The 21,345-nt window shown below is 64.6% G+C and carries 23 protein-coding genes and 4 pseudogenes; 16 read left to right on the plus strand and 11 right to left on the minus strand.

The features are described 5' to 3' along the window. Nucleotides 1–70: 70 nt before the first annotated feature. The 3 genes from AUC68_RS07105 (at nt 71) to AUC68_RS07115 (ending at nt 2,814) form a co-directional block, all read left to right on the plus strand. Nucleotides 71–1,249 carry an ATP phosphoribosyltransferase regulatory subunit gene (locus AUC68_RS07105; RefSeq protein WP_069436963.1) on the plus strand — a complete coding sequence of 393 codons (1,179 nt, stop codon included), beginning with the start codon at nt 71–73 and terminating at the stop codon, nt 1,247–1,249. After that, the gene (hisG, locus tag AUC68_RS07110; protein WP_069436964.1) at nt 1,246–1,947 is read left to right on the plus strand and encodes an ATP phosphoribosyltransferase; all 702 of its coding nucleotides are present in this window, start codon (nt 1,246–1,248) and stop codon (nt 1,945–1,947) included. Before AUC68_RS07105 ends, hisG begins: the two co-directional genes overlap by 4 nt. A gap of 129 nt (nt 1,948–2,076) precedes the next feature. Beyond that, nucleotides 2,077–2,814, plus strand: a complete 738-nt coding sequence (locus tag AUC68_RS07115) for a hypothetical protein (protein ID WP_141701140.1) — start codon at nt 2,077–2,079, stop codon at nt 2,812–2,814. A gap of 81 nt (nt 2,815–2,895) precedes the next feature. Here AUC68_RS07115 and groL read toward each other — a convergent pair whose 3' ends face one another. Both groL and groES read right to left on the minus strand, forming a co-directional pair. Beyond that, complete coding sequence (gene groL, locus AUC68_RS07120) at nt 2,896–4,530, minus strand: chaperonin GroEL (protein ID WP_069436966.1); 1,635 nt, start codon at nt 4,528–4,530, stop codon at nt 2,896–2,898. 105 nt (nt 4,531–4,635) lie between these two features. Continuing rightward, on the minus strand, nt 4,636–4,950 hold the full coding sequence (gene groES, locus AUC68_RS07125; RefSeq protein WP_069436967.1) for a co-chaperone GroES: 315 nt from the start codon (nt 4,948–4,950) through the stop codon (nt 4,636–4,638). Nucleotides 4,951–5,204: 254 nt separating this feature from the next. On the opposite strand from groES, the gene AUC68_RS07130 reads away from it, so the two are divergent. Together AUC68_RS07130 and AUC68_RS07135 are read left to right on the plus strand one after the other, a co-directional pair. Further along, complete coding sequence (locus tag AUC68_RS07130) at nt 5,205–5,471, plus strand: usg protein (RefSeq protein WP_069436968.1); 267 nt, start codon at nt 5,205–5,207, stop codon at nt 5,469–5,471. Nucleotides 5,472–5,568: 97 nt separating this feature from the next. Then, a complete protein-coding gene (locus tag AUC68_RS07135; RefSeq protein WP_069436969.1) occupies nt 5,569–6,063 on the plus strand; it encodes a DM13 domain-containing protein in 495 nt (164 codons plus the stop codon). A 3-nt stretch (nt 6,064–6,066) separates the two neighbouring features. On the opposite strand, the gene AUC68_RS07140 is transcribed toward AUC68_RS07135, so the two are convergent. The 4 genes and pseudogenes from AUC68_RS07140 to AUC68_RS07150 form a co-directional block, all read right to left on the minus strand. Beyond that, complete coding sequence (locus tag AUC68_RS07140; RefSeq protein WP_069436970.1) at nt 6,067–6,489, minus strand: CBS domain-containing protein; 423 nt, start codon at nt 6,487–6,489, stop codon at nt 6,067–6,069. A gap of 109 nt (nt 6,490–6,598) precedes the next feature. Next, entirely contained in the window at nt 6,599–8,092 is a 1,494-nt protein-coding gene (locus tag AUC68_RS07145; protein WP_069436971.1) for a tryptophan halogenase family protein, read from the minus strand. 58 nt (nt 8,093–8,150) lie between these two features. Continuing rightward, nucleotides 8,151–8,267: pseudogene (locus AUC68_RS18655) on the minus strand (tryptophan 7-halogenase); the annotation flags it as partial. Between the two features lie 98 nt (nt 8,268–8,365). Further along, complete coding sequence (locus tag AUC68_RS07150; RefSeq protein WP_069437075.1) at nt 8,366–9,268, minus strand: LysR family transcriptional regulator; 903 nt, start codon at nt 9,266–9,268, stop codon at nt 8,366–8,368. A gap of 87 nt (nt 9,269–9,355) precedes the next feature. Here AUC68_RS07150 and AUC68_RS07155 point away from each other — a divergent pair, with 87 nt between their 5' ends. Further along, complete coding sequence (locus tag AUC68_RS07155) at nt 9,356–9,997, plus strand: class I SAM-dependent methyltransferase (RefSeq protein ID WP_069436972.1); 642 nt, start codon at nt 9,356–9,358, stop codon at nt 9,995–9,997. Nucleotides 9,998–10,007: 10 nt separating this feature from the next. Here the strand turns inward: AUC68_RS07155 and AUC68_RS18160 are convergent, their stop codons facing one another. From AUC68_RS18160 to AUC68_RS07175, 4 genes are all read right to left on the minus strand, one after another. Next, complete coding sequence (locus AUC68_RS18160) at nt 10,008–10,187, minus strand: fatty acid desaturase (protein ID WP_069436973.1); 180 nt, start codon at nt 10,185–10,187, stop codon at nt 10,008–10,010. Further along, complete coding sequence (locus AUC68_RS07165; protein WP_069436974.1) at nt 10,151–10,957, minus strand: fatty acid desaturase family protein; 807 nt, start codon at nt 10,955–10,957, stop codon at nt 10,151–10,153. Before AUC68_RS07165 ends, AUC68_RS18160 begins: the two co-directional genes overlap by 37 nt. A 207-nt stretch (nt 10,958–11,164) precedes the next feature. Then, nucleotides 11,165–11,737: a BA14K family protein gene (locus tag AUC68_RS07170; protein WP_069436975.1), complete on the minus strand. Its 573-nt coding sequence runs from the start codon at nt 11,735–11,737 to the stop codon at nt 11,165–11,167. A 273-nt stretch (nt 11,738–12,010) separates the two neighbouring features. Beyond that, entirely contained in the window at nt 12,011–12,229 is a 219-nt protein-coding gene (locus AUC68_RS07175; protein WP_069436976.1) for a cold-shock protein, read from the minus strand. 406 nt (nt 12,230–12,635) lie between these two features. Here AUC68_RS07175 and AUC68_RS16750 point away from each other — a divergent pair, with 406 nt between their 5' ends. Then, the gene (locus AUC68_RS16750; RefSeq protein WP_158008261.1) at nt 12,636–12,788 is read left to right on the plus strand and encodes a hypothetical protein; all 153 of its coding nucleotides are present in this window, start codon (nt 12,636–12,638) and stop codon (nt 12,786–12,788) included. A gap of 6 nt (nt 12,789–12,794) precedes the next feature. Here AUC68_RS16750 and hemF read toward each other — a convergent pair. Next, nucleotides 12,795–13,696, minus strand: a pseudogene (gene hemF / locus AUC68_RS07180) (oxygen-dependent coproporphyrinogen oxidase). A gap of 319 nt (nt 13,697–14,015) precedes the next feature. Between hemF and petA the strand changes: the two are divergent. The 9 genes and pseudogenes from petA to AUC68_RS07225 all read left to right on the plus strand — a co-directional run bounded on the left by petA (nt 14,016) and on the right by AUC68_RS07225 (nt 21,328). After that, a complete protein-coding gene (petA, locus tag AUC68_RS07185) occupies nt 14,016–14,618 on the plus strand; it encodes a ubiquinol-cytochrome c reductase iron-sulfur subunit (protein ID WP_069436977.1) in 603 nt (200 codons plus the stop codon). A gap of 8 nt (nt 14,619–14,626) precedes the next feature. Continuing rightward, complete coding sequence (locus AUC68_RS07190; protein ID WP_069436978.1) at nt 14,627–15,889, plus strand: cytochrome b; 1,263 nt, start codon at nt 14,627–14,629, stop codon at nt 15,887–15,889. After that, nucleotides 15,889–16,701, plus strand: coding sequence for a cytochrome c1 (locus tag AUC68_RS07195; protein ID WP_069436979.1), 813 nt, complete (start codon nt 15,889–15,891; stop codon nt 16,699–16,701). The genes AUC68_RS07190 and AUC68_RS07195 overlap by 1 nt, the downstream gene beginning before the upstream one ends. 9 nt (nt 16,702–16,710) lie before the next feature. Then, nucleotides 16,711–16,953, plus strand: coding sequence for a hypothetical protein (locus AUC68_RS07200; RefSeq protein ID WP_069436980.1), 243 nt, complete (start codon nt 16,711–16,713; stop codon nt 16,951–16,953). Continuing rightward, complete coding sequence (locus tag AUC68_RS07205; RefSeq protein ID WP_069436981.1) at nt 16,923–17,267, plus strand: hypothetical protein; 345 nt, start codon at nt 16,923–16,925, stop codon at nt 17,265–17,267. Before AUC68_RS07200 ends, AUC68_RS07205 begins: the two co-directional genes overlap by 31 nt. A 63-nt stretch (nt 17,268–17,330) precedes the next feature. Next, a pseudogene (locus AUC68_RS07210) lies at nt 17,331–18,205 on the plus strand (S-methyl-5'-thioadenosine phosphorylase). 111 nt (nt 18,206–18,316) lie between these two features. Further along, entirely contained in the window at nt 18,317–18,856 is a 540-nt protein-coding gene (locus AUC68_RS07215; RefSeq protein ID WP_069436982.1) for an adenine phosphoribosyltransferase, read from the plus strand. A gap of 52 nt (nt 18,857–18,908) precedes the next feature. Beyond that, a pseudogene (mtnA, locus tag AUC68_RS07220) lies at nt 18,909–19,987 on the plus strand (S-methyl-5-thioribose-1-phosphate isomerase). Between the two features lie 63 nt (nt 19,988–20,050). Beyond that, complete coding sequence (locus AUC68_RS07225) at nt 20,051–21,328, plus strand: MgtC/SapB family protein (RefSeq protein WP_069437076.1); 1,278 nt, start codon at nt 20,051–20,053, stop codon at nt 21,326–21,328. Nucleotides 21,329–21,345: the final 17 nt, after the last annotated feature.

Genomic DNA, 21,345 nt, shown 5'->3' on the forward strand with positions numbered 1-21,345 from the left:
TCCAAAAATCGTGGATGCCCGGGACCTCGCCCTGGCATGACGGTCGATCATTGCAGGCTCGGGTGAACCCATGACCGCCGAATCCGCCAAAGCGTTCGAGGCCCTCGAAGGCCAGGCCCGCGATCTCGTCGGCCTGTTCGGGCGCGCGGGCTACGAGTTCGTCGCGCCGGCGATCCTGCAGCCGGCGAGCGTGTTCCTCGATCAGATCGGCGAGCAGGTGCGCGCCCGGTCCTACGTCTTCACCGACCTGGCGGGCGAGGAGCTGTGCCTCCGGCCCGATCTCACCGTGCCGGTCTCGCGCCTCTATCTGGAGCGCCACCCGCTGGCCGACGCCGAAGCCCGTTATTGCTATAACGGTCCCGCCTTCCGCTTTCAGCCGCTGGGGCCGTCCGCCACGCACCCGCGCGAATTCCGCCAGGCAGGCGTGGAATGTTTCGGCGCGTCCGACAAGGCTGCCGCCGACGTGGAGGTGCTGCTGCTCGCCACGGACGCGGTGCGGAGCGCGGGGCTTTCCGGTTTCCGCTTGCGCTTCGGCGACATCGCCTTGTTCTATGCGCTGGTCGATGCGCTGGACCTGCCGGAGCGCTGGCGGGTCAAGCTGCGCCACTATTTCTGGCGTCCGCCGAGCTTCCACGCGTTGCTCGACAGACTTGCGAAGGGCGAGCGCATCACCCCGAACGGTCTCGTAACGGCCCTGGCCGAGCAACTCGCGGGCAAAGGCCAGGCCGAGGCGGAGGATGTCGTGTCCGCCTATCTCGACGCGGAAGGCATTCCGCTGGCCGGCAACAGAACGTTGCGGGAAATCACCGCGCGCCTGCTCGATCAGACGGCGGACCTTTACGCGGACACGCTGCCGAAGGAGGTGGCCACCGTCATCGAGTATTTCCTGGCGGTCTCGGCCCCGCCGCGCGAAGCCGTGGACAGGATCGCGATGATCGCGCACGGGGCCGGCCTCGACATCGATGCCGCGCTCGGCGTGGCCGCGCGCCGCTTCCATCTCCTCGAAGGCGCGGGGATCGATCTCAAGGCCGCGACGTTTGCGACGGAGTTCGGCCGCAAGCTGGAATACTACTCGGGCCTCGTGTTCCAGATCGAGGCGCCGGGGATGGACGAGACCGAGCCGGTCGCCGGTGGCGGCCGCTACGACAATCTCCTCACTGCGCTCGGGGCGCCGCGCCCCGTGCCGGCCGTGGGCTCGGCCATCCACACCGAGCGCTTGCTGGCCGCTGTCGGGAGGGCATCGTCATGAGCGCGCCGTCCCTTGTCATCGCCGTACCCTCCAAGGGGCGACTCAAGGAGAAGGCCGCCGAGTTGTTCGACGCGGCGGGCTTCACCTTGCGCGTCAAGGGCCACGAGCGCGGTTATCGGGGACAGCTCGACGGGCTACCCGATGTCGCGGTGGAATACACCTCCGCCGCCGAGATCGTGCATCAATTGCGTTCGGGCCGCGTGCATCTCGGCATCACCGGCGAGGACCTGGTGCGCGAGACCGTGCACGACGTGGACGGACGGATCGCGTTCCTCATGCCGCTTGGGTTCGGCCATGCGGACGTGGTCGTGGCCGTGCCCGAGTGCTGGCTCGACGTGTCGCGCATGGCGGACTTGGAAGACGTGGCCGAGCAGTTCGCGCGCAATCACGGGCGGGGGCTTCGTGTCGCCACCAAATACATGAACCTCACGCGGCGTTTTTTCGCGAAAGAGGGCGTCACCGGCTACCGCATCGTCGAAAGCGTCGGCGCGACCGAAGCAACGCCCGCCACGGGCACGTCCGAGCTGATCGTGGACATCACCTCGACGGGCACGACCCTGAAGGCGAACCACCTGAAAGTGCTCGAGGACGGGCTGATCCTGAAGTCGCAAGCCCACCTCCTGGCCTCGAAGCGTGCCGGCTGGGACGCGCGTGCCCGCGAACTGTGTGAGAGGATCCTGTCGAGTCTTTCCCAATAGAACGTCATGGCCGGGCTTGTCCCGGCCATCCACGTCTTTCCAGTGCGCTTCCACTAAATCGTGGATGCCCGGCAAAAGGCCGGGCATGACGAGGAAGGTTTGGGTTCACCGGGAGGTGAATGGCGGTTGATGGCCGCAGCCGCTAGTCTCCGCGCCATGTGGATTCGTCTCGCCCTCGCAAGCGCCTTGCTCGCCGGCTCTTACGCTGCGGCCATTGCCGCGCCCGCGCGCATCGTGATCCTCACGAGCGCCGAGGCGGCGGACGACTGGCGGCTCTGCGAGATCGGCGACCAGCGGGCGCGAGCCTTGCGCTACAACTATCTCGGCGCCAAGGCCGCGAAGACGTTGTTCGGCGAGGACGGGCCGCCCGCGTTCTTCTTCGCCATCACGCCGCACACCGTGGCAACGGCCACGCCGGCCGCGGAAAGCTGGCGCAAGCCGATCATCCATTATTCGGTGTTGCCGCAGGACGATCCGAAGACGAGGGACGAGGCGCTGCACGCCCGTACGCGCGAGGCCGCAGGCAATATCCTCAACAACCCGGCGCTGAAGGGAAAGACGATCGTCATGGTCTGGGACCGGCGGCACATCGCCGATCCCGAACTCGACAAGAAGTTCGAGCGCGAGGCCGCGGTGACGCTCCGCCAGCTCTTCCATCTCGACATCCTGCCGGGCGTGCCGCGCGAATGGCCGGCCCAGAACCACGACTATTTCTGGATCGTCGATTTCCCCGAGAGTTCGAACGTGCCGCTCAAATTCGAGTTGGTGAAACAGGACTTCGGCAAGTCGTTCCCCAAAGTGCCCGCGAACGACTGGGGCGAACCGAGCGGTCTTTCGAGCGATAGTGGTTGCGTCACGACGCCCTAACGCCTGCACCTGCCTAACAGCCACAAAAAAGGGCCGCCCAAGAAGGGACGGCCCTTAATGTCTTCGTCGAAGGACGCTGGACTACATCATGCCCATGCCGTCCATGCCGCCCGGAGGCATCGGCATCGGATCGTCCTTCTTCGGCGCCTCGGCCACGCCCGCCTCGGTGGTGACGAGAAGTCCGGCGACGGAGGCGGCATCCTGCAACGCGGTGCGGACCACCTTGGCCGGGTCGATGATGCCCTTCTCGATCAGGTCGACATAGGTGTCGTTCTGGGCGTCGTAGCCGAAGGTCGGCGACTTCTGATCGGTGACCTTGCCGACCACGATGGAGCCTTCCACGCCGGCGTTCTCGGCGATCTGGCGGATCGGCGCCTGGAGCGCGCGGCGAACGATGTTCACGCCCGCTTCCTGATCGGCGTTGTCGCCCTTGGCCTTCAGGGCCTTGGCCGCATGGAGCAGCGCCACGCCGCCGCCCGGCACGATGCCTTCCTCGACGGCCGCGCGGGTCGCGTTCAACGCATCGTCCACGCGATCCTTCTTCTCCTTCACCTCGACCTCGGTGGCACCGCCGACCTTGATCACCGCAACGCCGCCGGCGAGCTTCGCCAGACGCTCCTGCAGCTTCTCGCGGTCGTAGTCGGACGTGGTGTCCTCGATCTGCTGACGGATCTGCGACACGCGTGCCTCGATGTCCTTCTTCTTGCCGACGCCGTCGACGATCGTGGTGTCGTCCTTGGTGATGACGACCTTCTTGGCCTGGCCGAGCATGTCGAGCGTGACGTTCTCCAGCTTGATGCCGAGATCCTCGGAGACCACCTGGCCGCCGGTGAGGACCGCGATGTCCTGCAGCATGGCCTTGCGGCGATCGCCGAAGCCCGGAGCCTTGACGGCCGCGACCTTCAAGCCGCCGCGCAGCTTGTTGACCACGAGCGTGGCCAGAGCCTCGCCCTCGACGTCTTCAGCGACGATGAGGAGCGGACGGCCCGACTGCACAACCGCCTCGAGCAGCGGCAGGATGGACTGAAGGTTGGAGAGCTTGGCCTCGTTGATGAGGATGTAGGGGTCCTCCAGATCGACGCGCATCTTGTCGGCGTCGGTGATGAAGTACGGCGAGAGATAGCCGCGATCGAACTGCATGCCCTCGACCACATCGAGCTCGGTCTCGAGGCTCTTGGCCTCTTCGACGGTGATGACGCCGTCATTGCCGACCTTCTGCATCGCTTCGGAAATGAAGCGGCCGATCTCGGCGTCGCCATTGGCGGAGATGGTGCCGACCTGGGCGATCTCCTCGTTGGAGGTGACCTTCTTGGCCTTCTCCTGAAGGGCATCGATGACCTTGCTGACCGCGAGGTCGATGCCGCGCTTCAGATCCATCGGGTTGGAGCCGGCCGCGACGGACTTGGCGCCTTCCTTGACGATGGCCTGGGCCAGAACGGTCGCGGAGGTGGTGCCGTCGCCGGCCTCGTCGGCCGTCTTGGAGGCAACCTCGCGCACCATCTGGGCGCCCATGTTCTCGAACTTATCCTCGAGCTCGATGTCCTTGGCGACCGTCACACCGTCCTTGGTGATGCGCGGGGCGCCGAACGACTTCTCGAGAACCACGTTGCGGCCCTTGGGGCCGAGCGTCACCTTGACCGCATTGGCCAGGATGTCGACGCCGCGAAGCAACTTCTCGCGTGCGTCTTGGGAAAATTTCACATCTTTCGCAGACATGTTTGGTCTCACTCCTTCGAACTTTGCCGCTTGTCACACGCCGCGATTGCGGCCGTGCCCGAGCGGTGAAACGGAAATTCGGTTGGCGCGGTAGCGGCGCTTGCCCTACGCGGCCTTCTTCGAGGCGACGGCCCCTTCGAGGACGCCGAGAATGTCGCTCTCCTTCATGATGAGAACGTCGTCGCCATCGATCTTCACCTCGGTGCCGGACCACTTGCCGAACAGCACGCGATCGCCGACCTGGACGTCGAGCGGCTGGACCTTGCCCTTGTCGTCGGCAACACCCGGGCCCACGGCCACCACTTCGCCCTGCTGCGGCTTCTCCTTCGCCGTGTCCGGAATAATGATGCCACCCGTGGTCCGTTCTTCCTCATCGATCCGGCGCACCACGACGCGGTCATGCAATGGACGAAACTTCATCTTTTTTCTCCTCCTAGACAGATTGTCGAAAAATTGTCGTGAAACGAGGGTGTTATCCGAGGATCGGCCCCCTCCCGCACGCTATTTAGAACCCTCTTTTAGCACTTTCAAGGCATGAGTGCCAAGAAATTAGCACTCTCGGGTGGGTGCTGCCAATGCGCTGATTTTGCTCAATAAATCGCCTAGACGGAATCGCGGGGCGGTCTTAGCATCGAGGGGTCAAGAACACGATCAAGCATGGGGGACGAGGACCGATGGATCAGGCCTTCGCCAATCAAATTGCCGGCTATTCGCTGACCACAGCCGAGATTCTCTATCGCTTTCCCGATCACCGGGAATTGCTGCAGAGCTATATTTGGCAGGATTTCGATCTTGCCCCGCGCTTTCCAAAGCTTTCCGAGTTCCTGGATTTCTGGAACGCCAATTTGGAAGGCCCGCTGTATCGCGTGCGCGTGGCCCACAAGACGTTGATTTCGCCCACCGAATTCAGCTTCGTGGATGGGGAACTGCAGGTGCACTAAGGCGGAGAGCGGCCGTCCTGCCGCTCGCCTTCATCGCGCCGCCATGGCAAGCTCTTAGCCTTGCAAGGCTTGATCGGCGGGCATCGGGAGGCGTGGCATGTGGCGGTTCATCAAAGGTTTCTTCTCGGGCATCCTGATCGGGGCGGTGCTGGGCCTAGGCCTCGGCATCTTCCTGTTCCCCTATCTTTTCCCGCCGCCGGAGGCGCAGGAGACCTTGGCCCGGGAGGAGAGCGGGGCGCTCGTGGCCAAGGGCACGTTCATCCACGCCAATCCGTCTGATCCGGTCCATTACGGCAAGGGCGAGGTCAGCGTTTATCCGAGCACGGTGTTTCTCGGCAAGGACTTCGAAGTGGGCCCGGGCCCCGACTACCACGTCTATCTGGTGCCCAAGGGGGACATCCTCTCCTCCGAGGACGTGAAGGATACGATGTATGTGGATCTCGGGCGCTTACGCGCCTTCAAGGGCAGCCAGAACTACGCGATCCCCGCCGGGGTCGATCTCAAGGCCTATCCGTCCGTCGTCATCTGGTGCCAGCAATTCGGCGTGCTGATTTCACCCGCCGATCTCGATTTCGAGCCAGAGGCGTCTTGAGGGTCAGCGCAGGCATTCGGCCAGGCGGTCGTCTTCGTCCAGGCGATCGATTTCCATGCCTTTGAAGTCGCCACGGGAAACCACCCCGATAATTCTCTCGTTCTCCACGACGGGCAGATGACGGATCCCACGGTCGCTCATCTCGCGGAGCGCATCGACGGCACTGGCCGTCGGCGGCACCGTGACCGGGTTCCGCGTCATCGCTTCGCCCAGCGGCGTGACCTCGGCGCTCTTGCCTTCGGCCAGCGTTCGCACGGCGTCGCGGCCGGTGAAGATGCCGACGAGCTTGCCGTCCTGATCGACCACGAGAACCGAGCCCTTATGGTCGTCCCACATGCGGCCGCACGCTTCTCGGACCGGCGCGTATTCCCTGAGCGCCAGCAGCCTCTGATTGCCCAAGATGTCGGCGAGCTTTCTGTTCGTCATGATGCACTCCAATCTTCAAAGTCCAACATCCTAGCACTTTTAGCCGCGCGGCGCTTTGACGCGCAACAATGTCCGCGTGGCGGCTGATCCGTAGCCCGCTGAAGGTCGGCTAGCGGCGCTTCTTCTTGCGGGACTGGCGCGGACGGGCGGGCTGAGATTTGAGCTTGATCTTGGTGCCGGCCAGCTCCGGGGCCGGGGCCATCCCGGCGTGCGGCGCCATCACGGATCCGGCCGGAGCCTTGCCGCCGGTCTTGAGGAACGCCGCATGGCTGATGAGGCCCTCGAGTTGCCCGGGACGGGCCTTGCGCTCCGCGTCGCGGGCGCGCTGATAGGTGGTGCGGCTCAAGGACGAGGCCCTGGACAGCCGGCGGTCCTTGTAGAAGCCCTTGGCGATGAGCAGAAGCGTATAGACGGGACTGCTGAACAGGAACGTGCTGCCGAGGTCGAGATCCTCGGGCGCCACGTGCTGCCAAACCCGCAGGTTTTCTTGAAGCCGGTCCGACAGGGTCATGTCTTCGCGGGCGGCCTTCCAGTACGGCGTGTCCGCACGATTGTTCAGATGGTAGTGGAGCTGCACGAAATCGCGCACCTCCTCGTAGACCTGCCGGACATGGCGGTTATAGGCCGTCGCGAGCTCGGGTTCGAAGTCTTGCGTCGGCAGATAGTTCGCGAGCCAGCGCACGCCGAGATCGGTCATGAAGATGGCGGTCGCCTCGAGCGGTTCGATGAAGCCGCCGGACAGGCCCAAGGCCACGCAGTTCTTGACCCAGGCATTGCGCACGCGCCCCGTCCGCATGGGAATGATGCGCGGCTCGCAGCCTTTGGCCTGGTCGCCGTAGAAGGAGAGCAGTTCGTCGGCGGCTTCCTCGTCGGAGAGGAACTTGCTCGAAAAGATGTAGCCCGTGCCGACGCGGGTGGTGAGCGGGATGTTGAAGTTCCACCCGGCGGAGAAGCCCGTCGCCCGTGTGGTCGGCGCGATCACCCCGGGGTCCTTGTGGGGAATCTGCACGACGGCCGCGCGATCGTTCAGCAGATGCTCGCCATAAGGTTCGAATGGCTCCCCCAGGGCCTGCTGGAGGATCGATCCGCGAAACCCGGTGCAGTCGATGACGAGGTCGACACCGAATTCACCGCGCTCGCGCAGCCCCAGCGACGTGACGAAGCCGCGCTCGTCGACATTGACGGCGTCCACGTCGTCGAGGATGTGCTTCACGCCGCGGCTTGTCGCGATATCCCTTAGATAGGCGGCGACCTTCGTCGCATCGAAATGGTAGGTGTAGCCGACCTCGCCGCTGAAATCCGGCTCTCCCGGGCGGCGAGGCGCCAGGTTGCCGCGCACGATCTCCGCGACGGGCGAAAACGCACGCACATAGGCGATGCCCGCATCCGGTGCGGTGCGCGCGGGATCGAACGTGACGAAGTAGTCCGCGAACTGCCGTCCATCGAGCGCGCCGGGCGCGTTGAGGATATTCAGAAACTCGATCGGCTTGCCGTTCTCGTCCTGGTTCCAGTTGATGAAGTGCGCGGCGACCTTGAACGTCGCGTCCGTCTTCTCGAAAAATTCGGATTCGGACAGGCCGAGCTGGTTCAGCAGCATGACCATGCGGCAGGCTCGCCTCGCCGACGCCGACAATGGGGATCGAGGGGGACTCGATCAGCCGTATCTCGAGCGGGTTCTTGGGATCTTTGGATTTGCAGAATCGATTGAGGAAGGTGGCCGCGAGCCAACCCGCCGTGCCGCCGCCGACGATCGTGATACTGCGTAGCGGCTGACCCAAGACTGTCCCTCAAGATGCACTGTCAATCGCCCGCCGATTATCAGCGAGACTCATTCCGCGTGCAACCGAGGCGACAGGCGGCTTCGATTCTTCGACGATCAAGCCGGTGCGTCGCCGCCGTTCGACAGAAACTCGGCGAGGACGTCGTAGACGAGCCGGATGCGGCGGCTCGTATAGAGTTCCCGGTGCGCGACCAGCCAGGTCGGGAACGTCATGGGAGCCAGATCCGGAAAGACCGGTTCCATGCCGGGCGTCCTGGCGGCGACGGTGGTGGCCATGAGGCACATGCCCAAACCCTGCCGCGCCATTTCCCACATGACGAGGGCGCAATCGGTGCCGAAGCGGAAGTTCTCCCGCGCCGGCGAGATGCCGAGCCGGGTGAGATAGTTCACCATCTCTTGCTGGTTGCTGGAGCCGACAAAATAGTGGCCCGTCAGGTCGGCAGGCGAGCGGGGGCGTCCGTACCGTTTGAGATAGCGCTGGGAGGCGTAAAGGCTGCCGTCGCTTTCGTTGACCAGCCGCGCGACGAGGTCCGGCTCCACGGGCCGCACGTGCCGGATCGCGATGTCCGCTTCGCGCCGTCTGTCGCGCAGTTCGTTCGACGCAACGATGTCGATTTCCAGCTTCGGGGCGATCTCGTGCAGATGCTCGATGACGGGCGGCAGAAGGTACACGGCGAAGACATTCGTCGCGGTGACGCGGACGACGCCCTCGATGGTCTGACTTTGTCCCGAGGCCGCAAGCGACACGCGGTGCGCGGCGTCGCCCATGACCCGGACATGCTCCAGAAGCTCGAGGCCCGACGGCGTGAGCTCCAAGGAACGGCCGAAGCGTTCGAACAAGAGGACCCCGAGGTCCTGTTCCAGCGCGGCCACCTGACGCCCAAGCGTGGGCTGGGTTAGGCCCAGCACCCGCGCGCCGCCGGAAAACGACCCTTCCTCGGCGGTCGCGAGGAACGCACGGACCTGGTTCCAGTCGAAGGAGATGGCCTTCCAGTTCATGCAAATTTGCATATACATCCTGCAAGTTTTGGCAATTCACATTTCAAGAATGCATGGGTATCTCTTGTGTTCGAAGGGAGTCCAGACATGAAAAGTGCGGCACAGTTTTGGGATGAGCAGGCGGAGAAATACGCCAAGCAGCCGATCGCCGACATGCGCGCCTACAACGCCACGCTCGATCGAACGCGCTCCTATTTGGCCAAGGATCAGCGGGTGTTGGAGGTGGGCTGCGGCACCGGCACGACGGCGCTTCACCTCTGCGGCAGCGTTGGCCACTATATCGGCAGCGACATTTCGAGCGACATGATCCGCATCGCGAGCGAAAAGGCGTTCGCGCAAGGCGCACGCAACGTCGCGTTCAAGACGGCCGGGATCGGCGATATCGCCACCACGGCGACGCCGTTCGACGCGGTTCTCGGCTTCAACCTGCTGCATCTGCTGCCGCGGCTCGACGAGGACCTCCGCACCATCGCGTCCATCCTCAAGCCCGGCGGCCTCTTCATCTCCAAGACCTTTTGCAGTCTCGGTCCCAAGGCCCCGCTGAAGTGGCGCTTGATGAAGATCGCTCTTCCCGTGTTCCAGGCGTTGGGGAAGGCGCCCTTCGTTCAGTTCCAAAGAGAGGCGGAGCTGAAAGAGCGCATCGCCGCGCAAGGGTTCGACATTCTGGAGGCGCGGCACTTCGTGACGGACGTCTCGGTGCCGTTCATCGTCGCCCGCAAATTGGCCTGATCGCGACCCGCTAGCGCGCTTCGGTCGCGGCCTCCCGATGGGGGCCGAACTCGTACTCGTAGATGTGCGCCCCTTCCTTCTCCAGCACGGGCCGCAGATCGACGAACGCATCCTTGTATTTGTAGAACGGGATGCGCGGGAACAGGTGATGGATCAGGTGGAAGTTCTGGAACAGGTAGAGCCAATCCACGACGGGCTCGGCGATCTTGCCGTGCACCCAGAACACGTTCGTGTCGCGATAGCGCTCGCGGACCTATGCGGCTTGTGGGGCAGGTAGGCGAAGAAATAGATGATCAGCGCCGAGGCGAGAATGTGCGGGAACACCCACAGCATCAGCACTTCGCGCCAATAGCCGATCACGCACAGGCCGATGATGATGGCGTAGTAGAGCCCGTTCATCAGCGCGATCTGAAGCGACAGGCTGCGCATGCCCGGCACATGCGGATGGAAGGCGATGTGGCGCCAAAAGTAGTTGTGGTAGACGAACACGATCGTCAGGCAGCGCCACACGAGCAGAAAGGGATTGCTCACCGCAACCCAGTGATCCGGATCCAGCTCCGGATCGTTCGTCTCGCGGTGATGGGCGAGATGCATGTAGCGGAAGGCCTTGTATTCATGCAGCAGGATCGTGCCGCATACATAGCCGACGAGATGGTTCAGCCACAGATAGCGCGAATTCTTGCCGGCGATATTACCGTGGCAGGCCTCGTGAAGCGGCGTCTGGTCCGCGTAGAGAATGAGCGAGTTGAGGATCAGTCCGAGCCAAAGAGGGATGATCCCCATCGTGCCCAGGGTGCAGACCGTTGCGAAGGCGGCCACGATTCCGATCGCAAGGACCACGGTGGGCCAGGCCACCATGCCTTGATAGGGCCGGATCTTCTGGAGAGCGACGCGGTCCGCCGGGACGTTCGGCTGGTCGCGGGAAATTTCAGTGATCGCGGGTTCGGCGACAACGGGCATGGGCTTGTAACAGTCCTCGAATTTTTAGCTTCGAACTTCCTGACATCGTCGACAACGATAATCGCGGCGCTGCGATCCGCGTTTGCGTCAAGACAATAAAACGCACTGACCGGCAAGAAAATTCGCATGCCATGCCAAACGCGTTCGGGAACGGCTGCGATTTTGGGACGTCACGGCGTTCCGTTCAAGGCGCAATGGGCGGTGCTGTCATAAAGGGCTGATGAACGGAAACCGGCCAAGGAAATCAGCCGGTTGACCCAACTGCGGCCAGTGCGGGTTCCGGTGCGGACGACGTCTGTTCGGGCGCCCTGTGGCGGGTGTGCAACAGCCGCCGGCGGTGAGCGCGGCGGGCTGCGATTCGTTCCAGGACAAGGCGTTAGCGGCAGAAATGCTCGTAGCGTCATAGCCGACATAGGTGCCGGACCTTGGGTTGAAGCTCCGGTAGCGCGACCCGCAATAGGCATACCAGTCGTCGGTCCACGGCTCGGGACCATAGCCGGCGCGATAGACGGGCGGCGGGGGCGGGGCCACGTAGACCTCCCTGGGTGTGAGCGCGCTGCCGATCACCGCGCCGACACCGAGACCGACCAGGCCCGCGCCCAGCGCATCCCAGCCGTCGCCGCCACGGCGGCCGTAGTAGTTGTTCTGAACATAGCGGCCGCCATGGCCGCCTTTCCAGCCGTGACCGCGGCCGCGGCCGGCTTCCGCCGGGAGTACCGCCATCAGAGCGAAGACCGCGGCGAGCGCAGCCACAAAAGCAAAATACGATTTCCGACCCATAGTTCCGTTCCTCGAGAGCGGCGCCATTGCCCTTGCCGCCATTAATGGTTGCGAGACCCCCCAGATCCGGCGAAGCAATCCTGCCCCCCGTTCGTGGCACTCTAGGGGCACGCATATGAACCTGAGCTGAACGTTTTGGTCAGGGCTAAGTTCCTGCGGGAACACAAAAAAACCGCTGGACCCGTGCGGGCCCAGCGGCACATGAACCTGATATCCGCGCTTCGTTCGGAAACGCGTTGCAAGCAATTGCAGCGGTGTTGAGCCGTTGTGGGGCTACTGCGCCATCTGCACGTTGGCAGCCTGCTTGCCGCGGCCGCGGCGGTCGTCCTCGATCTCGAAGGAGACCTTGTCGCCTTCGTTCAGAGGGGGCAGGCCGGCGCGCTCGATCGCGGAGGCATGGACGAACACGTCCTTGCCGCCGTCTTCGGGCTCGATGAAGCCGAAGCCACGCGTGTGGTTGAAGAATTTCACGGTGCCATTGACACGAGACATATCGGGGGAGTCCTTTCCCGTTCGCTAGTTTCAAAATAACGGGCCACGCGACCCCTTCGCTTGAGGTGTTCTCGGATGAGTTCCTCAAGGAAGGCGCCCATGGCGTCTTCAGATGTCAGGAAAGGGTCGTGCTCTTCGCTACGTTCGTCGCTAACCGTCGTCTTCGTCCACGCCCAACAGCGGGCGCCCGGTGCCCGTAAAGATGGGGCATCCGGACGCAGTTGGCAAGAGTTTTCGGGCCTCGTTCGGGGGCTCCGGCCCTTGCGGGCAAAGGGTTTCCGGCCGTTAACCAAAACCTGTACGCCAGATGAACGGACCCCTCAGATTGGGTTCAGCCGCCAACCCCTAAACCTGTTCCTACGACGCGCAAGAAGGAGCGCGCCGGTGCCGAAGAAGGGAACAGGTTATGGGGATCACGGGGAAAAAACTGGCGGTTTTCGCAGCGGGCTTCATCGCAATTGCGGCGATCGCGCTTCTCACCGGCCACCTGGCCGACGCCCAGCTCGCCACCCAGTTCGCCGACGGCACCCCGCTGATGTATGCCGGTATCCGGGGGTAGGGCTCCTTAAGGCCACATAACGAGGGGTGGCATGGACGAGAGGATCGCGTCCACATTGCCGCCGGTCTTCAGCCCGAAGATCGTGCCCCGGTCGTAGAGCAGGTTGTACTCCACATAGCGTCCGCGCCGGATGAGCTGCTCGGTCCGGTCTTCCTCGGTCCAGGGCGTGCCAATATTGCGGGCCACGAGCTTCGGATAGATGCCGACGAAGGCCTTGCCGACCTCTTGGGTGAAGGCGAAGTCCGCCTCGAAGTCGCCCGTATCCAGATAATCGTAAAAGATGCCGCCGATGCCGCGCGGCTCCTTCCGGTGCTTGAGATAGAAGTACTCATCGCACCAGTCCTTGAAGCGCGGGTAGTCGGCCGACGGCTGGCCGGCGCAAGAGGCCTTCATGGCCGCGTGGAAATCTTGGGCATCCGGGTCCTCCTGGACGCGCCGCCGGTTCAGCACGGGCGTGAGGTCGCCGCCGCCGCCGAACCAGCCCTTGGAGGTCACCACCATGCGCGTGTTCATGTGCCCGGTGGGGGCGTTGGGATTGGTCGGGTGGGCGATGAAGGACATTCCGCTAGCCCAGAGCGCGGGTCCTCGGCCGCGCCGGGGATCTGTGCGGCGAACTCCTTCGGAAACTCTCCGTAGACGGTGGATGTGTGGCAGCCCACCTTCTCGAACACCCGGCCCGACATCAGCGACATGACCCCGCCGCCGCCTTCCTCGCGGGTCCAGGGCGTGCGCGTGAACCGGCCCGCCGCCTTGCCTTCGCAGCCGGGGGCGCCTTCGGCCCCGTCTTCCACCGCTTCAAGGGCGGCCAGCATCCGGTCGCGCAACTCCTCGAACCAGAGCCTTGCCCGCTCCTTGTTGGCTTCGAAACGATCCTTCGACGCCGCGTTTGCCGAATTGTCCGCGCTCATGGCTTCCCGCTCGATGACATTACCGTCTTGCATGATCCATCTACCTCACCGGTCCGTATCCGTCACATGGATGCATCATGACGCCCTCATCATCGGCGCCCCCTTGATCCTCGTCAGGAGTCGCCTGCGCCAATTTGACCACTGTGGCCGCTGGACAACATCCCGCCGCAATGACAGAAAACCGCCATGAATCGCGTTGCACCGCAGCACGCGGCTGGGCAATAACAGACTACGGCACGCATCGTGCCTGCATAAGAGAGCCGAGAGGCTGGGCTTTTGCTCTCTTCGGCTCCGCTAAATCCTAGGAGCGCTTGGCTAAATGGCCAATTCCGATAGTTCCACAAATCCTTCTTTAGTTGATGACGACGACCCGTCCCGACGCGACGTGATCGTGATCGGCGCCGCGGCCTTTGCGGCCATCGGCGGCGCGGCCGTATTGTGGCCGTTGCTCGATCAGATGAACCCGGACGCCTCGACCCTGTCGCTGGCCTCGATCGACGTGGACCTCGCGCCCGTCGAGGAAGGGCAGGCGATCACGGTCATGTGGCGCGGCAAGCCGATCTTCATCCGCCACCGGACGGCCGAAGAGGTCGAGGCGGCCAAGGACGTCAAGCTGGCCGACTTGCCCGATCAGTTGGCGCGCAACGCCAATCTGGCGGACACGGCGCCGGCGACCGACGAGAACCGCGCCGCGGCCGACAAGGAGCCCTGGCTCGTGATGATCGGGATCTGCACCCATCTCGGCTGCATTCCACAAGGCCAAGCCGTCGGCTCCTACAAGGGCGAGTACGGCGGCTGGTATTGCCCCTGCCACGGGTCGCAGTACGACACGGCGGGCCGCATTCGCAAAGGTCCGGCGCCGGAGAATATGTACATCCCGCCTTACGCCTTCACCTCTGACACCAAAATCAAGATCGGATAGGGCGGATCATGGCGCACGAATCGACCTACACGCCGTCGACCGGCATCGAGCGCTGGCTCGACACCCGTCTTCCCATTCCGCGGCTGATGCACGACCAGTTCGGGGTCTTCCCGATGCCGCGCAACGTCAACTATTGGTGGACGTTCGGCGCGATCCTCAGCTTCATGCTGGCGGTTCAGATCGTGACGGGCATTGTGCTCGCCATGCACTACCAGCCGACCACGGACGGTGCGTTCGACTCCGTCGAGAAGATCATGCGCGACGTGAACTGGGGCTGGCTGCTGCGTTACGCGCACGCCGTCGGCGCCTCGATGTTCTTCTTCGCGGCGTTCATCCATACATTTCGCGGGCTCTATTACGGCTCCTACAAGGCGCCGCGCGAGATCTTGTGGATGCTCGGTGTGCTGATCTTGTTCCTGATGATCGCCACCGCCTTCATGGGCTACTCGCTGGTCTGGGGCCAGATGAGCTTCTGGGCCGTGACGGTGATCACCAACCTGTTCACCTCGCTCGACACCCTGATTCCGGGCCTCGGCACGACGCTGGTGCAGTGGATCTGGGGCGGGTTCTCGGTGGGCGAGCCGACGCTGAACCGGCTGTTCGCGCTGCACTACCTGTTCCCGTTCATCATCGCGGGCGTCGTCATCCTGCACATCTGGGCGCTGCACATTCCGGGCAGCAACAATCCCACGGGCGTGGAGGTCAAGACGAAGTCGGACACGCTGCCGTTCCATCCCTACTTCACCATCAAGGACGGGTTCGCGGTGGTGCTGTTCTGCCTCCTGTTCGGCGTGTTCCTGTTCTACGCGCCGAACTATCTCGGCCACACGGACAACTATATTCCCGCCAACCCGCTGCAGACGCCGCCGCATATCGTGCCCGAATGGTACTTCCTGCCGTTCTACGCGATCCTGCGGGCCATTCCGGACAAGCTGCTCGGCGTCGTCGGTTTGATCGGCGCGATCGTGGTGCTGTTCTTCATTCCGTGGCTCGATACGTCGCGCATCCGGTCCGTCAGCTACCGGCCCATCTTCAAATGGTTCTTCTGGCTGTTCGTGATCTGCTGCCTGGCGCTGGGCTATTTCGGCTCGCAGGCGCCGGAAGGCTGGAAGCTTCTGTGGGGGCGGATTTGCACCTTCTACTACTTCGCCTTCTTCCTGATCATCATGCCGGTCGTGGGGCTGATCGAGAAACCGAAACGGCTTCCGGGCAGCATCACCGAGTCGGTCCTGGGGAAGAAGGATACGAGCGCCAGCGGGGGGAACGCGTGATGGGGAACGTCTTGAAACTGTTCGCCGCCGCCGCGCTCGTGGCGTTTGTGCTTCCCGGCGCGGGTCTTGCCGCGGATGCCGGGCACGGCACCGAGATCAAGGCGCAGGAGTGGTCGTTCGCGCCGCCCTTCGGCCATTTCGACCGGGCGCAGCTCCAGCGTGGCTACAAGGTCTACCAGTTCGTGTGCGCGAACTGCCATTCCATGAACCTGCTGTCCTACCGCAATCTCGGCGAGCCGGGCGGTCCGCAGTTCCCCGAAAAGGCCGTGGCGACGCTGGCCGCCCAGGCGCAGATCACCGATGGGCCGGACGACACGGGCAAGATGTTCCAGCGTCCGGGCAAGCCGTCCGACCGGTTCCGCGCGCCCTATCCCAACGACCAGGCGGCTCGCGCCGCCAATAACGGCGCCCTGCCGCCGGACCTCTCGGTCATGGCCAAGGCGCGCCCGGGCGGGCCGGACTATCTCTACGCGTTGTTGACCGGGTACTCTGACGCCCCGTCCGACATGACCATGTCCAAGGGCATGCATTACAACGCGGCCTTTCCCGGTCATCAGATCGCGATGCCCAGCCCCTTGTCGGACGGCGTCGTGGACTACACGGACGGCACGGAGCCGACGGTCAAGAACTACGCGAAGGACGTGTCCGCCTTTCTGATGTGGGCGGCCGAGCCCACGCTGGAGGAGCGCTACAAGACCGGCGCGCGGATCATGATCTTCCTGATCGTGTTCGCGGTGATCATGTTCCTTGCCAAGAAGGCGGTCTGGTCGCGGGTCCACAAGCGCGATCACGCGGCCAAGAGCGGGGCGTAAAGCCGATCGATGCTGCGGGCGCTCGTCTTCTGCTGGATCGCGCTCGTCAGCTTCGCCGCGTTTGGCGAAGACGGCGGCGTGCCCAAGCCGGAAGGCATGGTGCTGCTGACCGTCGGCGGGTTGGTGGGAAAGACCAATCGCGGACCCATCGACGCCAAGCGCGACAGCATCCTTGCGAAACTGAGGCCGACTTCAAACACGGCGCGTCGTTCGACCGCGCCATGCTGCTGGCCTTGCCCCAGGGCGAGGTGACGGCGACGACGCCCGAACTCGGCCGCGAGGCGGTCTTCAAGGGACCGCTCCTGCAGGACCTCCTGGTGTTCGTCGAAGCCGCGATGGTCAAGACGCGCTTCGTCGCCTCGGACGGCTATAGCGGCTATCTCTTGCCGGAGGACATCAACGGTTCGGACTACATTCTTGCACTCGAAGCGGACGGGAAGCCGCTCGGCCTCGACACGCAAGGCCCGCTCTGGCTCATCAACACGCGTAAACCCGGGGAGGGCCCCGGCAAGGACAAGCGTGGTAGCCATGTCTGGGCCTTGGTCTATATGCATGTGGGCGACTAGAGTGCGATGCTCCGCTGCGGCGGGGGGCCACGAAGCCGCAACACCATTCACCGAAAGGCAAGCATGACAGAAGCAGTGCTCGGGATTATCGGCGGCTCGGGGCTTTACGACCTGCCCGGACTTCAAAACGCGCGGGAGGAGCGCATCGCGAGCCCGTGGGGCGAGCCGTCGGGCGCGCTCCGGTTCGGCGATATCGGCGGGCTTCCCATCGTCTTCCTGCCGCGCCACGACAAGGGGCACCGGCTCTCGCCCACCGACATCAACTATCGTGCGAATATCGACGTGCTGAAGCGGGCCGGGGTCACGGACCTCGTCTCGCTGTCGGCCTGCGGCTCTTACAAAGAAGAGTTGCCGCCAGGAACGTTCGTCCTTGTCGATCAGTTCGTGGACCGGACGCACAACCGCGCCACCTCGTTCTTCGGCACGGGCTGCGTGGCCCATGTGTCCATGGCCCATCCCACCTCGCCGCGCCTGCGCATGCGCATCGCCGAGGCGGCCGAGGCCGAGGCGATCCCCTTCGTCCGCGACGGCACCTATGTGTGCATGGAGGGCCCTCAGTTTTCCACGCTCGCCGAAAGCCTCACCTATAAGGGCCTCGGCTATTCCGTGGTCGGCATGACGAACCTGCCCGAGGCCAAGCTCGCCCGCGAGGCGGAGCTTTGCTACGCGACCGTGGCGATGGTCACGGATTTCGACTGCTGGCACCCGGAGCACGACGCGGTCACGGTGCAGGACATCATCCGCGTGCTCACGGCCAATGCGGAGAAGGCCGCCCGGCTCGTGGGCCGGCTCGCCCGCGACTCCCCGCGCGCGCACGGCCGAGAATCGGTTCGGACCGCGCGCTCGACACCGCCATCATCACCGCGCCGGACGCGCGCGATCCCGAACTCCTGAAGAAGCTCGACGCGGTCGCGGGCCGGGTGCTGAACGCCGCGTGACGCGCCGGTCCTGGTCAGTCGAAGTCTGTTCCGTTATCAAGGCGTCTTGATCAAGGCGTCTTGCGTTTTTCCCACCCGTCTGGCCGCCGCGGCTTTGGAGACCCAAACCCAATGACCACCGATATCGATCTCAAGTCCCTCGTGCGGACAATCCCGGATTACCCGAAGCCCGGCATCATGTTTCGCGATGTGACCACGCTGTTCGGCCATCCGTCGGGTTTCCGCGCATCGGTCGAACAATTGGTGGCGCCGTTCCACGATCAGCGGGTCGAGTCCGTGGCGGGCATCGAGGCACGCGGCTTCATCCTGGGGGGTGCGGCGGCGGACCGGCTGCATTGCGGCTTCGTGCCGATCCGCAAGAAGGGCAAGCTGCCGGCCAAGGCCGTCGGCCAGGAATATGAGCTGGAATACGGCGTCGACGTCATCGAGGTGCACGAGGACGCGCTGAGCCCGGGCGAGCCCGTGCTGCTCGTGGATGATCTGATCGCGACGGGCGGGACGGCAATTGCGGCCGTGGAGCTTTTGCGTCAGCTCAAGGCCGAGGTGGTCGGGGCGGCGTTCGTCATCGACCTGCCGGATCTCGGCGGCTGCGCGCGGCTCGCCGAGCTCGGGGTGCAGTGCCACACGATCATGTCGTTCGAAGGCGACTGAGAACGGCGGGTAAGGGCTCTACGCGCCGGGGCTGATGTGCTAAGGCGGGGCCATGAATATCGACGGCAAACCCTACCGGACCATCTGGCTCGGCGCCGACGGCGTCTCGGCAGAGATCATCGACCAGACCAAGCTTCCCTTCGCGCTCGAGATCGTCGCGCTCTGCACGCTTGAGGACGCGGCTCACGCCATCGCCAGCATGCAGGTCCGCGGCGCGCCGCTGATCGGTGCGACGGCGGCCTATGGCGTGGCGCTGGCCATGGCCGACGATGCCTCCGATGCCGGTCTCGCCCGGGCGTGCGAGGTGCTGGCCGCCACGCGACCGACCGCCGTCAATCTGCGCTGGGCGCTCGACGAAATGGTGGCTGAACTTCAGCCTCTGCCCGCGGACGCGCGTGTTGCCGGTGCCTTCGCACGGGCGGCGGAGATTTGCGACGAGGATGTGGAGACTTGCCGCCGGATCGGCGAGCACGGGGTCGGCCTGATCGAGGCTCATGCGGCGCACAAGGGCGGCGAGACGGTCAACATCCTGACCCATTGCAATGCCGGCTGGCTCGCGACCGTCGATTGGGGCACGGCGCTGGCGCCGATCTACCAGGCGTTCGACCGGGGTGTTCCGGTCCATGTTTGGGTGGACGAGACCCGGCCGCGCAATCAGGGCGCATCCCTGACCGCCTTCGAGCTCGGGGCCCATGGCGTGCCCCATACCATCGTCGCCGACAACGCGGGCGGTCACCTGATGCAGGCGGGCCTGGTGGACCTCTGCCTCGTCGGCACCGACCGCACGACGGCCAATGGCGACGTGGCCAACAAGATCGGCACCTATTTGAAGGCGCTCGCCGCGAAGGACAACGGGGTCCAGTTCTTCGTCGCCCTGCCGCATTCGACGATCGACTGGACGCTGGAGGACGGCGCGGACATCCCCATCGAGCAGCGCGACCCGGGCGAGGTGACTCACATGACCGGGCAACTGCCGGGCGGGCAGGTTGCCACCGTCGCGGTCGCGCCGCCGGGATCCCATGCGGCCAACTATGCCTTCGACGTGACGCCGCGCGGCTCGTGACGGGGTTCATCACCGAGCGCGGTGTGACCCCGGCTTCGCGCGAGGGACTGGCGCTACTATACTCGTAACGTCGCGAAGCGCCGCCGCCGAGGCCCGCGAGGGGCATGTTCCGCCGCGAGGAGGGGCGGGGGATGGAGCCACAGGACCTGACGACCGATGCGATCCATTTCGGGATCGCGGTCTTACTTGGCGCTCTGGTCGGCATCGAGCGCGAGAAGCATCGCCGGGAACGCAAGGCCAAGACGGACCAGCCGGCGGGCCTGCGGACCTTCATTCTGCTGGCGCTGTTCGGCGCGTGCACGGCCTGGATCTCCCGCGCCTTCGATACTTATTGGATCTTGGCCGCCGGCTTGCTGCTCACAGGCGCCTTCGTGGTCGCGGGCTACATGGTGACCACGCGCGGCCAGGATCAGGCGGTCGGCCTGACCACAGAGATTGCCGCCGTTGTCGTGTTCGCGCTCGGCGGGATCGTCATGCTGGGCGGGGCCGAGATCGCCATCGCGCTCGCCGTCGTCACCACGGCGGTCCTTGCCTACAAGGACCCGATGCATGGCTTTGTGAAGCAGCTCGGCTGGGACGACGTCTATTCGGGTCTGCAGCTCCTGATCGCGACCTTCATCGCGCTGCCGCTCCTGCCCGACAAACCGATCGATCCCTGGGGCGCGCTCAACCCTTACCAACTCTGGCTCCTGGTCATTCTGATCTCCGGCCTGTCGCTGGTTGGCTACGCGCTGACGCGGTGGCTCGGGCCCGGCAAGGGTGCGCTGCTGACCGGGTTCGCGGGCGGCCTCGTGTCGTCGACGGCCGTGACCGTCTCGTTCGCGCGGGAAGCGCGCACCGATCCCAAGAACACGACGGCGTTCGCCAGCGGCATCCTGGTCGCCTGGGCGGTCATGTTCGCACGCGTGCTGGTGGTCGTGGCCGTGGTGAACCGGGCGCTGCTCGGGCCGATCTTCATGCCGTTCGCGGCCATGGCCTTGGTCGCGGCCGGGGCGGCGGCGCTGCTCTATTTCCTCTACCGCCGGAAAGGGCCGGGGGTCAGCGCGCGGCAGGACATCCAGGTCAGCAATCCCTTCAGCGTCTTCTCCGCGGCGAAGTTCGCGGCCTTCTTCGCCGTGGTGCTGGTCGCGGTGAAGATCGCCGAGGAGAACTTCTCCCAAGGCGGCGTCTATGTGGTCGCGGGCCTTGCGGGTCTGACGGATGTGGATGCGATCACCTTGTCCATGGCCGAAGTCGCCAGGAACGGCAATGCGCATGTGGCTGTCGTGTCCATCGTGATCGCGGCGCTGGTCAACACGGTGGTCAAGTGGAGCATCGCCCTCGTCCTCGGCGGCATGGCGCTCGGCAAGCCGCTTCTGTGGGCGCTCGCCGCCATGCTCGTTGCCGGTCTCGCGGGCGTGCTGCTGTGAGCGGCCGCGACAGACGA

It is taken from the genome of Methyloceanibacter methanicus (assembly GCF_001723285.1).
In the GTDB taxonomy this organism is placed as follows: Bacteria; Pseudomonadota; Alphaproteobacteria; order Rhizobiales; family Methyloligellaceae; genus Methyloceanibacter; species Methyloceanibacter methanicus.

Excerpts from the sequence above, each read along its gene's own strand:
- AUC68_RS16750 (WP_158008261.1), top strand. The coding sequence starts at position 12,636 with ATGGGGATCACGGGGAAAAAACTGGCGGTTTTCGCAGCGGGCTTCATC.
- AUC68_RS07135 (WP_069436969.1), top strand. The coding sequence starts at position 5,569 with ATGTGGCGGTTCATCAAAGGTTTCTTCTCGGGCATCCTGATCGGGGCG.
- AUC68_RS07105 (WP_069436963.1), top strand. The coding sequence starts at position 71 with ATGACCGCCGAATCCGCCAAAGCGTTCGAGGCCCTCGAAGGCCAGGCC.
- AUC68_RS07170 (WP_069436975.1), bottom strand. The coding sequence starts at position 11,737 with ATGGGTCGGAAATCGTATTTTGCTTTTGTGGCTGCGCTCGCCGCGGTC.
- AUC68_RS07205 (WP_069436981.1), top strand. The coding sequence starts at position 16,923 with ATGCTGCTGGCCTTGCCCCAGGGCGAGGTGACGGCGACGACGCCCGAA.
- AUC68_RS07155 (WP_069436972.1), top strand. The coding sequence starts at position 9,356 with ATGAAAAGTGCGGCACAGTTTTGGGATGAGCAGGCGGAGAAATACGCC.
- groES (WP_069436967.1), bottom strand. The coding sequence starts at position 4,950 with ATGAAGTTTCGTCCATTGCATGACCGCGTCGTGGTGCGCCGGATCGAT.
- AUC68_RS07225 (WP_069437076.1), top strand. The coding sequence starts at position 20,051 with ATGGAGCCACAGGACCTGACGACCGATGCGATCCATTTCGGGATCGCG.
- AUC68_RS07200 (WP_069436980.1), top strand. The coding sequence starts at position 16,711 with ATGCTGCGGGCGCTCGTCTTCTGCTGGATCGCGCTCGTCAGCTTCGCC.
- AUC68_RS07150 (WP_069437075.1), bottom strand. The coding sequence starts at position 9,268 with ATGAACTGGAAGGCCATCTCCTTCGACTGGAACCAGGTCCGTGCGTTC.
- AUC68_RS07195 (WP_069436979.1), top strand. The coding sequence starts at position 15,889 with ATGGGGAACGTCTTGAAACTGTTCGCCGCCGCCGCGCTCGTGGCGTTT.
- petA (WP_069436977.1), top strand. The coding sequence starts at position 14,016 with ATGGCCAATTCCGATAGTTCCACAAATCCTTCTTTAGTTGATGACGAC.
- AUC68_RS07165 (WP_069436974.1), bottom strand. The coding sequence starts at position 10,957 with ATGCCCGTTGTCGCCGAACCCGCGATCACTGAAATTTCCCGCGACCAG.
- hisG (WP_069436964.1), top strand. The coding sequence starts at position 1,246 with ATGAGCGCGCCGTCCCTTGTCATCGCCGTACCCTCCAAGGGGCGACTC.
- AUC68_RS07130 (WP_069436968.1), top strand. The coding sequence starts at position 5,205 with ATGGATCAGGCCTTCGCCAATCAAATTGCCGGCTATTCGCTGACCACA.
- groL (WP_069436966.1), bottom strand. The coding sequence starts at position 4,530 with ATGTCTGCGAAAGATGTGAAATTTTCCCAAGACGCACGCGAGAAGTTG.
- AUC68_RS07140 (WP_069436970.1), bottom strand. The coding sequence starts at position 6,489 with ATGACGAACAGAAAGCTCGCCGACATCTTGGGCAATCAGAGGCTGCTG.
- AUC68_RS07145 (WP_069436971.1), bottom strand. The coding sequence starts at position 8,092 with ATGGTCATGCTGCTGAACCAGCTCGGCCTGTCCGAATCCGAATTTTTC.
- AUC68_RS07115 (WP_141701140.1), top strand. The coding sequence starts at position 2,077 with ATGGCCGCAGCCGCTAGTCTCCGCGCCATGTGGATTCGTCTCGCCCTC.
- AUC68_RS07190 (WP_069436978.1), top strand. The coding sequence starts at position 14,627 with ATGGCGCACGAATCGACCTACACGCCGTCGACCGGCATCGAGCGCTGG.
- AUC68_RS07215 (WP_069436982.1), top strand. The coding sequence starts at position 18,317 with ATGACCACCGATATCGATCTCAAGTCCCTCGTGCGGACAATCCCGGAT.
- AUC68_RS07175 (WP_069436976.1), bottom strand. The coding sequence starts at position 12,229 with ATGTCTCGTGTCAATGGCACCGTGAAATTCTTCAACCACACGCGTGGC.